The following is a 12330-nucleotide window of genomic DNA, read 5'->3' on the forward strand; positions in this document are numbered from 1 at the left end:
GCATTCCAGCAAACCAGGATATTCATGGTTGACATGGCACTGGAGCTACTACTGAATTTCCAGGGCCTCATCAATCTTTTCGATCACCTTTATGTGGGCCTCCTCGTTGGTTTCCCCGAACCCGCTGACCGTGCGCCCGCTGTCATTGCGGGCGGTTACCTGCACGCCATCCCACTTTTTCCTTACTTTGTGAACACTGAATCCCCGGTATCCCTGTTTTTGAAGGATCGATATACGTTCATGAAACAGGTTTTCCTGCTCTCGATCTTGTGAACTCATACCTGTCACCGCTGTTTTTTGTGGTAAGTGATTGTGGTTATGGTAAAACCGGGTACTGCCGCTGTTGGAGTGGGCGAAGCGAGATCCCGCCCCTGCTGCTGGTAGTCTCCATAAAAGGTGCCGGGCACGTATTGGGAAGCTTTCTAACCATCCTCTGCAAGCCCCTCCTGCTTGGCCTGAATACTGTAGCGGGTATGGGGAACCGCTTCCAATCGTTCTTTTGAAATCGGCTTGCCGGTTGCCCGGCACATGCCGTACGTGCCTTTCTTTATCCGTTCCAGGGCGTCGTTGATCTCTTCTATAAATTTTTGCGTGCGCTCTTTCAGTTGATAATTCAACTCCTCCTCTTCCACATCCGATCCAACATCCCCCATATGGTGGGCAATCGAGGAATAATCCGCATCATCGACCTCTTTAAGATTGGATATGCTGTCATCCAGAACGCCAAGTGTTTGCAGGGCTTCTTTGCGTTTCTCCAGTAAAAGCTTTTTGAAATGACGTAGTTCTTTTCGGCTGAAATACTCCTTGTTCTTGTTGGAATTCATCATGTCGGCCCCTTCCATTGTTTAGTTGAATACTGTCTTGTAGAGGACTTTGCAAACCGTTTTTTTGGTCAATACCGTCATTTTTTGCAGAGCCCTCATGTATTACTAATAATTATTGACACCGTAGACTATAGTAGAAAAGACCAAAAAGATGTAGTGCCAGAACTTACGCCAGGCTGCCGGTACCGGCCAGGAACGGCAGCTGTTGTTGCAGACGCCGTCCCTGGAACAGCTGCTGGCAGACCAGGGACAAAGATGGAATTCACCGCCTTGCAAGGCTTCCCTGCCCTGGATCCGCACCACGTAACAATCCCAACCAGCCTTTTAACCGCAATCAGCTGAATCTCAGGTACCCTTCCGTGGCCAGTTCTTTGCCGTGCTGGTCATACACTTCCTGGTTATCGGGGGCAAATGTGCCGAGTCCGTCTACATACCGGTTGTACATGCAGAATGCGGCCGCAATAAGTACGGTGTCATGAATTTCCTCGTCGGTTGCACCCTGCTCCCGGGCATCCACAATATCCCGTTCTGTTACATGTTTGCCGCCTTGTTGTACCTGCGCCGCGATATGCAAAAGCGCTTTCATCTTTGCACTCACCGGGGCAGACCGGTAGTCGTCCTGGACCTGTTTGACCAGTTTTTTATTACCGTCCAGCAGGTGACTGGCGGTGGCGCCGTGCGAGTTCATGCAAAACTTGCACTCGTTGCGTGCGGAAACCAGGCTTGCGATAAGCTCGCGTTCTCCTTCCGTCAACGTGGAGTCTCCCCGCAGAAGCACCTGGGCCAACTCCGAGAGCGGTTTGGCGGTTTCCTTGAATTGAGTCAACAGTCCGACAATACCGGGAAGCTGGTTTTGTAGTTCGATGTGAGCCATAAAATATCCTCGTTTACTATTTAATTGAATATGTATTATTGTAACTGATAGATCTGCAATTAATCTGACTTAATCAAGTAACATGTCAATGACTTGTCATTTTTAATGATAATATTTAACCTGCATTTTTGACCAAGAAATCGGTTTGAATGCAAGGCAATGGTGGAAATCGGTATCGAAACGTATCGTTATACATTGAATGAGCGATTTCCACCATCAACGCAGCATACGAACCAATTTCGCAACTGGCTACACACTGTAATAGTATTTTTGGTATTGAAATAAATGTAACTCACTAAATATCAAAGCGTTACAAGAAACATAAAATTTTACTCGTGAGAAATGCATGTTAGGGCCAGTGATAAACCAGGAGCTTTTCCCGGACCTCTCAAAATTAGAAAGACTATGTGATGGCTAAAGCAGGATTTTTTGAACAGACAAACCGTTACGTGCTTCCCAACCTGATCGATTACGGGAAGGTATACGATTCCTTCAGGTGGGATAAATATGTTACCGAGTTATCCGGTCTGCCCGACGGGGGATTGAATATAGCGTATGAGGCGGTAGACCGGCACGCCGGGAGTAGTCTCAGGAACAGGATAGCAATACGCTGGCTCGGAAGGGACGGGTCAACGGAAGAGTTTTCGTATCGCCGACTAAAAGAGGTGACCGATCGGTTTGCGAATGTGTTACAGGAGCTTGGGATCGGAAAAGGCGCCGTCGTCTCTACCCTGGCGGGCCGTATCCCGGACCTTTACATTGCTGCGCTTGGAGCGTTCAAACAGGGCAGCGTGTTCTGCCCGCTGTCGCCAGCTTCTGGGCAGGAATCGATTTTCCGGCAGTTGAACGAAGCGAAAGCGCGGGTATTGGTAACGACGGAAGCACACTACCGGCATACACTGGAGAAGGGGGTGGACCAGTTGCCCCACCTTGAATATATACTGTTGACTGATGTTGACAAAACGCAGGATCGCTCCACATACTCATTAAAGGTACTGATGAGTAAGGCGGATAAACAACTTAACATCTGTCCCACCGACCCTGACGATGCCGCCCTGTTTCATTTTACCAGGGGTGCCACCGGGAAGCCGAAGGGGGTAATCCATGTACACAAGGCTGCCCTGACCCATTATATTACCGGCAAATTTGTGCTGGATTTCCACCGGGATGACATCTTCTGGTGTACTGCGGACCCGGGGCGGGCGACGGGAATCATCTATGGGTTGTTGTCTCCTCTGCTGCACGGGATCACGAACCTGGTCGTGGAAGCCGAGTGCGACGCCCCGTTGTGGTATCAGACGCTGGAAGAGGAGATGGTGACGGTCTGGTACACTGCCCCGTCCGACATCCGCCACCTGATGCAGTCCCATATCGATGTAAATAGCGAGCTTAACCTGAACGCTCTCAGGCTTGTCCAGAGCGGTGGGGAGCCATTACATCCCGAAGCGGCGCGGTGGAGCCTGGAAACGCTGGATATGCCCGTTCTTGAGCACTGGTGGCAGGCGGAGACCGGTGGCATTATGATCGCCAATTTCCCGGGAATGAAAGTCAAACCCGGCTCTGTGGGCCGCCCCCTGCCGGGGATCAGTGCCGCCATAGTGCAAAAGGGGAAGTCCGGCAAACGATTGCGATTTGTTGAGGAACCGGGAGAAACGGGCCAGCTGGCACTAAAAGCGGGGTGGACCTCGATGTTTCGCGGCTACCTGGGCCAGGCCCGGCAATACAGCGACAGCTTTGTTGACGGCTGGTATCTAACCGGGGATTGGGCTCAAAAAGATGCGGATGGCTATTTCTGGATTCTGGATCGTGCCGAACAGGGAGAATCAAAAACTGCACCATGAAAAAGTGAAATGCCCGATGTGCCGGGTGTCAGATTTGCTGGCTTGTCAACGTGGAGAGCCGCCTCCCGGTTTTTCCATCATGTAAAGCATGGATGGCAACACGAGAATTGCTGCCAGCAGCGCAAGACTTATCCCCAGTATGGCTACTTCACCAATCGAGCGCATTCCGGGATGAATAGAAAATAAAAGCCCTCCAAACCCGAGCATGGTGGTAAAGGTGCTTACCGTTATGTGTTCCCCGGTTGATCTGAGAACACGCCTGATTGAGCCTTTTCCCTCCTCAAGGTATCGGTGCACAATATGGATTCCGCTGTCGTCGCCGATCCCCAGTATGGTGGGAAGAACCACCAGGTTGTAAAAGTTCAATTTCCAACCGATTATCTCCATAATGCCGAAGAGCCATATAAAGCTGGCAGCCAGTGGCACCAGGGCAAGGAGCATCCATTTAACACCACGCAGGATGAGCATTTTGAAGAGGATGATGAAAATGAGTGTTAGCATGACCATGAGGGGAGTCTCGGAAATCATCAGCTGCAGCATGTCGGAGGCAACGATCGAGGTGGAGCCTGCATAATATGTCGTCCCGTCGGGCAGGGTGACTTCACCGACATCATCTGCAAACGCAATTGAATTGCGCCCGTCGGCCAATCCTATCGACGGATGGATGATCACCAGGTTGCCGACGGCTCCTGAAGCAGAAGTAAATGGAGCGCGCAGAAACTCAGGTACGCGGTCCAGCGGAATGGGTTCCCGGGTTTGCGAGGCTCTTTTCAGTCTCTCCAGGTCACTTGAAGATTCGGAGGAACCCTCCAGAAAAGAATCATTCAGCAGCTCACGGATATCGGATATTTTTTCAAGCTTGATTCTTGCTGCCTCGCTTGAGAGCGGGTAGCGATCCTGAAAAGTTTCGACTTCCCTTATGGTGGGACTCGTCGTGTCAGTCCTGGCCCGATGGCGCAGGATATCGGCTACTAGTGGCGCATCTTCTGAATTATTTACTATGATGTATGCCGAATTGCGGGTCCCGCGGTCACTGTACGCCCTCCAGACCAGGTAGTTCCGCCGGTTGAACTCTTCATAAGTGGGTTCCAATTCTGCAAAGTCGTATTCAAACGAAAATTGATCAAATTTTACAAAAGAAAGGGTGGTCATCACAACGGCAATCGCGACAATACCTGCGGAGATAATCTTCCAACGCCGGGTATTGGTGGGTATGGACGACGTTGTAGTTACAGATGATGGATTACTCTTTTGTGTCGCCAGGGTGTCGAGGGTTAGAAACGGACTTTTTTCCAGCAGGACGATGAGAGATGGCAAAAATACGAGGTACGCAATGATCGCAAAAAGCAATCCCGTTCCTGCAATAAATCCAAACTCACTAAAGCCTTTGAAATCTGCGAGTGTCAGAATAAAAAAGGCGGCAGCGGTGGTCAATCCCACGACAAAAATGGCTTGCCCGGTGGTCATAAACGTCGTTACAATGGCCTGTTCAACGGAATTTCCCCCACCGCGCTCTTCGGCATAACGAGCGTAAAAATGGATGCCAAAATCGACCCCCATTCCAAATAAGAGAAGTCCCAGGGTTGAGGTCATGATATTGAGGCTGTTGAACGTGAGCTGCGCAATCCCAAACGTCCAGCAGAGGCTGAGTACCAGGGGCAACCCCATAATAAGTGCATGTGCCGGGGTGTGGGAGAGCTGTTCAATAAGCCATCTTGCTTTGAGCTTTTTGCCGTATCGAACCCGGTACCCCTTGTAGTAGAAATAGCATGTAACCGCCAATAACAACATGAAGACCCCGGTGCCAAAAGAGGCGATGACATCGCTGGTGATGGTCTCAATCTCGATCAGTGTCCGTAGTAACCGACCCGCTGCCGCCACCTCCATTTCAGGATGAAAGGACGCTGGATTGAGATCTGCGATTAGCGCATCAAGTTCGGCATATGCATTACGGATGAATGACAGATCGGTCTGGGTACCTTTTGGAAACAATTTGACAGCCAGCACCGCAGAGTCGGCCGACATGATGTATTCCGATCCCACGAGCTCACTGTAGCGCCGGGCCAGCTCCGAACCGACCGAGTCTGACTCGATCTCCTCTTCCTCCAGTTCAAAATAAAAGGGATTGGCTTGGCGGCGCGATTCCTCAATCGCAGTTTCAAGGTACTCCTGAAGCTGGTCAAGTTCCTCCCCGGTTGCAAAGTAGAGTGCATTATTTTCCAGAAAATCGATATTGCGTCGGAATTCAGCCCGCACAAAGTAGGGTTCCCCGCTTGTGGGATTTATTAGTTCAAGGGCCCGGGGAACGAGCGTTTCTGCAAATCTTTTGTTGGCTTCAAAAGATGGGCTCTGGATAGCCACCGCGGCCTCGTGTTCTCCTCCCACTTGTTCCCGCAACGTATTCAATGCCTGGACGCTGGGGTAGTCCCTGGGAATCAGCTTGGAGAGGTCATTGTCAATCTGCAGGTTACGGGCCAGCATGAACCCCGCCGTGGCCAACAGGATACTTGTTGCCAGCACCTTCAGGGGGTGCCGGGTTACAAACCGGATGCCGGGCCGAAGATGATTAAAGAGCCAGTCGATCATTGAGGGAACTCCTCATTGATACCATTAATGGGACAAGGTGATCGGGGCGAATTAAGTACCTCGCGCATGATCGGTCGTTCCTGCATCTTCCTTCCTGTTTTACATAGCCTCAGTAGTTTGGGTAGCATATACCCGTTGATATGAAAATAGAACTTATACGTGGGAGTAGAGGAATCGCTTTTACTCAATATCGTGTGGAGTGGAGCAGTACTGATATGTAAGAGAAGTCCCTACAAGAACACTTTGCAAAACCGTGTACGAGGCAGTACCGGGGCTCCTGCTGACAATCCGATATCTGCATTCGAATATTTGCTGAGTATTGATATATTGGATTTTTAACAGACTTGAAGCCGGGGAGGAATTTCTGAAGCAGCAGGCAACATTGAGCAGGCTTGAACGGACAGAGAGAATAATTATGGAAATCCGGGGCTCTTTGATGATATTACCTGGCGAACAGTTCCGCAACTGAATTCCTGTACTTTTTACAGGGACATAACGAATAACCGATACCGGAAGATGCTAAATCGAATACCAGTTTTATTGATGATGTTGGCAGTTGCCGGCTGCGGTCCCGCGGAACCGTCTCCTTATCAGCCCGATAATACACTTCCTGGTATCGAGGGTTATGAGCTCGTATGGCATGATGAATTCAACGAGGGAAAAAAGCCCGATACATCAAACTGGTCGTATGAACACGGGTTTGTTCGGAATGAAGAATTGCAGTGGTATCAGTCGGACAACACCCGCATCGAGAATGGAAGACTGGTGATTGAAGGGCGCCGGGAACGGGTAAAAAATGAGTTTCACGACTCCACAAGCTTAGATTGGCGAAAACATCGACCCTTTGCCGAGTATACCTCCTCAAGTATCAATACGCGGGGCAAGCAGTCATTTCAGTACGGTATCGTTGAAGTTCGCGCGCGCATCGATACCGCCAGGGGCCTGTGGCCGGCCATCTGGATGCTGGGCACCCATCCCGAACGCGGTTGGCCCGCCAACGGGGAGATCGATATTATGGAGTACTACCGGGTAAACGGGGAGCCCTCTATCCTGGCCAATGCCGCCTGGGCGGATGAGGAACATAATCCAATTTGGGATGACGAGAAGATTCCGTTTGAACAGTTTCTTGAGAACGACCCGGAGTGGCCGGAGAAGTATCACACCTGGAAAATGAAATGGGACGAGGAACGAATCAGGTTATTCCTGGATGACCAGTTGCTGAACGAAATTGATCTCGCTGAAACACTGAATCCGGATGGGTTTAATCCTTTTCACCAGCCCCATTATATCCTGCTTAACCTGGCAATCGGCGCCAACGGCGGGGATCCCTCGGGAACAGATTTCCCAAAACAATACGAGGTGGATTACGTCCGCGTATACCAGGAACGCAACGATTCGTGAAGCCGCTTGAAGTTCGGGCAAAGAAAACGGGAATTTTAAAATTCAGTCACATATAAAAAGGAACAAGATGGTACAATTAAAACCGGTAACAAGGCAGGCGTTAACAGGAATACTGGTATTGATGTTGGCTTTCTGCTTGGGATGCAGCGGGGAGGACAGTCGGGAAAAAAATAATGCCAATCCGAACATTGTGCTCGTGCTGGCCGACGACCTGGGCTACTCAGATATCGGGGCGTACGGGTCCGAAATCTCGACTCCAAACCTGGACCGCCTGGCCGAAAACGGGATCCGTTTTACCCGCATGCACAACACCAGCAAGTGCTTTCCCTCGCGGGCGGTGCTGTTGACCGGCCTGTATGCCCAGCAGAGTGGGATGCACGAGCAGCCGGAAGATTTTCACCATTCCGTGATGTTCGGAGAGGTACTGAAGCGGGCGGGCTATCGCACGCTGTTCGTGGGGAAGCACCACGGTACCGACAATCCGCATGAATGGGGATTTGATCACTATTGGGGCCTGCGCGACGGCGCTGCCAACTACTTTAATCCCGGCGAACAGCGCCCCTCCGATCCGGGTCCCCCCGCCCAGAAAGAGTGGGCCTACCCGCGCACATTCGCCTTTGACGATTCGCTGGTGGCTCCCTTTACCCCTTCCGAAGATTATTACGGCACCGACAGCTGGACTGACTGGTCGATTGAGCTTCTCGGGCAATACGAGGAAGAAGAAAAACCATTCCTGCTGTACTTGTCCTACCAGGCCCCGCACGACCCGCTGCAGGCGCCTGAAGAGTCGGTCCGAAAATATGAAGGTGTCTACGAGAACGGATATGAGGCGATTGCCCAGGCCCGGTATGAACGCCAGATCGAAATGGGCCTGCTGGACGACCGCTACCCCCGACCGGAGCCGGAATACCCGCAGTGGGAGGAGCTGAGCGACTCGGCCCGGGCCGACCAGGTCCGCCGCATGCAGGTGTATGCCGGCATGATCGACCGGATGGACCAGAATATCGGGCGGCTGATCGAGACCATTAAGGCGATGGGAGAATGGGAAAACACGCTGTTTATGTTTGCTTCCGACAACGGCGCCTCGGCCGAGGTCGTGCAGATAGGTGAGGGACCAATCGGATCCCTCACGCGCTGGGCCTCCCTGAAGGAGGACTGGGCGAACGTGGCCAACACGCCGTTCCGAAAGTACAAAAACTACTCCCACGAAGGCGGCACGGCCACCCCCTTCATCGTGCACTGGCCGGAAGTGATTGCCGATGGAGGAGCGGTGAATCACACCCTGACCCATTTTATTGACCTGATGCCTACCCTTATCGACATAACGGGAGCTGAATACCCGGAGCGCTATAAAGGGGAAGAGGTGTATCCCCTGGCGGGCGTTAGCATGCGGCCCCTGTTTGAAGGTGGAAACATAGAACGTGAGTCCCCGCTTTACTACGACTGGGGAGAGGGAAGTGCCATCCAAACCGAAGAGTGGAAACTGGTGCGCTGGGGATCCGAATGGGAGCTGTACGATATGCAGAACGATCGCACGGAGACAACCAACCTGGCGGGGGAACATCCGGAAATAACCCGGGAGCTGAAACAAAAATGGCGGGAATGGTCCCAAACGTGGAAATGAAAAAAAGAGACACCTCGTCTGAACAATCGTCTCTTGTTTCACATTAAGACTTCTTCATCAGCCTTTCCCTCTTCATTTTTCACCAAGAATAAACTATAAAATCAACGGCAGCGATGTACGGTATGCTTCCAAAACCTGGAACAAGTGATCTCGCTACAATGCCCCAAGTCCGGCAGCCTGGCTGGTTCTTTTGGATTTAAGCCAGATCCAACTCTGGCCGGCGATCAACGGGATGAGGCTAAATCCGAGTACGATTCCCCATCCAACAATTCCCGGAGGCTGGACCTGGAGGACGGCTGCAATCGGTGGAATGTATACCGCCAACAGCAGGAGTAACACGCACAGGAGCAGCGCTCCCCACACCCACCCGTTTCGGATTATGGTGTTATCAAGGATGCCCGAGGAGCTGCTGCGCATGTTGAAAACATGCCACAGCTGTGTCAGCGCCAGCGTCAGGAATGAAAGCGTGACAGCAGCACGATTATCCAGTTCCAGTACCCAGAGGGCAATATACAAGACGCTCAACACCGATCCCGTAATAATCAACCCGTAAACGAAGATGCCTTTCCAGTGCGTGTCGTCCAGTATCGGCTCCTCGGGCGGTCGGGGCGGCCGCTCCATGACACCGTCTTCGGCCTCTCCCACGCCGAGAGCCAGGGCCGGAAACACATCGGTAACGAGATTCAGGAACAAGATCTGGAGCGGAAGAATCGGCAGGGGAGTCCCCAGCAGCGAAGCGATTCCCACAACGAGCACCTCGCTGACATTGCATGACATCAGGTAGTAGATAAAGCGACGAATATTTCCAAAGATAATACGCCCCTGCTCAATAGCGGCCACAATCGAAGAGAAGGAGTCGTCGGTGAGCACCATGTCAGCCGCCTCGCGGGCCACCTGGGTACCCCGCTGTCCCATGGCAATGCCGATATCCGCTTTTTTCAACGCCGGGGCGTCGTTGACGCCGTCTCCGGTCATCGCCACGATATGCCCCTCTTGCTGGTAGAGCTCGATCAGGTTTAGCTTCTGACCCGGACTTATCCGAGCGAATATAGATGTTTCCAATACCGCACGTTTCTCTTCCGGCACGGATTCCAGCTCCTCATTCGACGGCAGATCATTTCCGTGGATAACCTCTGGCAGCTCCTCCTCCCCACCAAGCAACCCGACGGCCCCGGCGATATACCGCGCCGTTTCGGACTGGTCTCCGGTGATCATGATGACACGTATGCCGGCTTTACGACAGCGCTCAATAGCCGGTGCAATATCTTTCCTGGGGGGATCCAGCAGGGCAACCAGTCCCGTGTAAATGAGATGTTCGTAGGGATCTGCTTCCGTCTCATCCGAGCCCTTATAGGCAAGCGCAAGCATCCGCAGTCCCTGTGCCGCCAGCTCCCGGTTTACCTTTTTCAACTCCTCTTTTTTTTCTGGTGTCAGGGGTTTCACGCTGCCCTGTTCCAGGATGCGATCGCACACCTCCATCACAGCTCCCGGTGCTCCTTTTACATGGACCCGGTACTGACTCTCCCCATCCTCAACCCGGTTCCAGGTCGCCATCATCTTGACCTCCGGATCAAATGCCTCTTCCCGCACTTCAGGATACCGTTCGGCCAGATCGGACACCTCAATTCCAGCTTTTCTCCCTGCGGTCAGCAACGCAATTTCAAGAGGATCTCCCGTGCCACCTCCGGACCCGGCATCCCCACGGGGGGCACCCCGGTTGTCCAACGACGCATTGTTGCACAAGGCCCCGATCTCAAGCAACCTCGTCAGGCCCGGTTCCGGTTCCAACACCGGTTTTTCGCCGGTACCCCCGGCTGTTCCCAATCCGTTCTGTTCGGTTACTGCCAGGTCATTCCCTTCTCCGTCCGCATCCAGCTCTATGGGACCTCCGGGCAGCACCGCCATCGTTACAGTCATCCTGTTTTCAGTCAGCGTACCAGTCTTGTCGGTGCAGATGATGCCGGTGGCCCCGAGTGTTTCCACGGATGAGAGCCGGTTAACAAGGGCATTCCGCGAGGCCATAATGCGGAGTCCCTTGGCCAGGGCGATGGTGGCTACCACCGGCAGGCCCTCCGGTATGGCGGCAACCGCCAGGGCGATACCGGTTTCTATCATCAGAAAAAGCTCTTTACCGGCAACAATACCGGAGATCACCACAAACAGGGCGATAATAAGCGTCACAATAATGAGACGGTGCCCCAGCTTGTCGAGTCGCTCCTCGAGCGGTGTCTGCTGCTCCTCCGCTTCCTCAACCAGCGACGATATGGTTCCCAGTTCGGTCTTGGTGCCGGTCGCCACGACTACACCCTCCCCGGAACCGCGCGTGACAGCGGTCCCCTTGTAAAGCATATTCCGGCGTTCTGCAAGAACCGTATCCTCGTCAACGGGATCTTTCTCTTTTGCCACCGGAAGGCTCTCCCCGGTCAATGCGGACTCATCCGCCTGCAGTCTTGAGGCCTCGGTAATACGGAGGTCGGCCGTAATAATATCCCCTGCCTCAACAAGCACAATATCTCCCGGTACCAGGTCGGTGGCATCGATCTCCTCCACCCGGCCCTCGCGCCGTACCCGTGTTCGCATTTTGCCCAGCTTAAAAAGGGCTTCCATGGAGCGTATCGCACGAAGCTCGGTAAAAAATCCGATCAGCGTATTGATGATAATGACCACAAGTATCGCCCATCCCTCAATCCATTCTCCAAACCAGAATGCTACCGCCGCGGCTGCCGCCAGGAGCCCGATGATGAGACTTTGAAACTGTTCTGCCAGGATGAGCCAAAGCGATCTCTTCTTGTGCTCCCTGAGCATGTTGGGACCGTATTGCTGCCTTCGCTGATGCACCTCCTTCGCGGAAAGCCCTTTTTCGGGATCGGTGTTACATTCACGAATCACTTCGTCCGCCGGTTTTGCCCACGTCGCTTGGATGTCGCCCGGGGAGGTGGAAGGGAAATCCTTCATGGTCGGCCGCTGAGATATGACATTTTTGGGATGCAATGCGCTGGGATGATGAATGATTACAAGAGGTTAATACTAAATTCGCAACTCGACAAGCTGTACTCGCCAACTGAAAGTGAGACTCACTCTAACCAACAGTCAGCGAATACACAAATCTTGAGGCCTTTCCAAATCATTTACCCCTATTATGAGCTTGTCACAGAATCTGTAAATCACGATGTACCTTTT

Annotated in this window: 8 protein-coding genes; 3 read left to right on the forward strand and 5 right to left on the reverse strand. The window is 52.6% G+C overall.

All coding sequences use genetic code 11. The features are described from left to right. Nucleotides 1-48: 48 nt before the first annotated feature. The 3 genes from ACG2F4_RS12920 to ACG2F4_RS12930 all read right to left on the reverse strand — a co-directional run bounded on the left by ACG2F4_RS12920 (nt 49) and on the right by ACG2F4_RS12930 (nt 1698). The gene (locus ACG2F4_RS12920) at nt 49-279 is read right to left on the reverse strand and encodes a hypothetical protein (RefSeq protein ID WP_395261294.1); all 231 of its coding nucleotides are present in this window, start codon (nt 277-279) and stop codon (nt 49-51) included. A gap of 143 nt (nt 280-422) precedes the next feature. Continuing rightward, nucleotides 423-827, reverse strand: a complete 405-nt coding sequence (locus ACG2F4_RS12925) for a TraR/DksA family transcriptional regulator (RefSeq protein WP_395261295.1) — start codon at nt 825-827, stop codon at nt 423-425. A 331-nt stretch (nt 828-1158) separates the two neighbouring features. Further along, nucleotides 1159-1698 carry a carboxymuconolactone decarboxylase family protein gene (locus ACG2F4_RS12930; RefSeq protein WP_395261296.1) on the reverse strand — a complete coding sequence of 180 codons (540 nt, stop codon included), beginning with the start codon at nt 1696-1698 and terminating at the stop codon, nt 1159-1161. 410 nt (nt 1699-2108) lie between these two features. Between ACG2F4_RS12930 and ACG2F4_RS12935 the strand changes: the two genes are divergently transcribed. After that, entirely contained in the window at nt 2109-3539 is a 1431-nt protein-coding gene (locus ACG2F4_RS12935) for an AMP-binding protein (RefSeq protein ID WP_395261297.1), read from the forward strand. Between the two features lie 45 nt (nt 3540-3584). On the opposite strand, the gene ACG2F4_RS12940 is transcribed toward ACG2F4_RS12935, so the two are convergent. Beyond that, nucleotides 3585-6125 (reverse strand): RND family transporter, encoded by a 2541-nt coding sequence (locus ACG2F4_RS12940; RefSeq protein ID WP_395261298.1) that lies wholly within the window; start codon nt 6123-6125, stop codon nt 3585-3587. Nucleotides 6126-6668: 543 nt separating this feature from the next. On the opposite strand from ACG2F4_RS12940, the gene ACG2F4_RS12945 reads away from it, so the two are divergent. Then, a complete protein-coding gene (locus tag ACG2F4_RS12945) occupies nt 6669-7526 on the forward strand; it encodes a family 16 glycosylhydrolase (RefSeq protein ID WP_395261299.1) in 858 nt (285 codons plus the stop codon). 67 nt (nt 7527-7593) lie between these two features. Continuing rightward, nucleotides 7594-9150, forward strand: a complete 1557-nt coding sequence (locus tag ACG2F4_RS12950) for an arylsulfatase (RefSeq protein WP_395261300.1) — start codon at nt 7594-7596, stop codon at nt 9148-9150. A gap of 153 nt (nt 9151-9303) precedes the next feature. Here ACG2F4_RS12950 and ACG2F4_RS12955 read toward each other — a convergent pair whose 3' ends face one another. Then, nucleotides 9304-12105, reverse strand: a complete 2802-nt coding sequence (locus ACG2F4_RS12955) for a cation-translocating P-type ATPase (RefSeq protein WP_395261301.1) — start codon at nt 12103-12105, stop codon at nt 9304-9306. Between the last annotated feature and the right edge of the window lie 225 nt (nt 12106-12330).

The organism is Halalkalibaculum sp. DA3122 (assembly GCF_043951865.1).
Taxonomy (GTDB): domain Bacteria; phylum Bacteroidota; class Rhodothermia; order Balneolales; family Balneolaceae; genus JAMQKA01.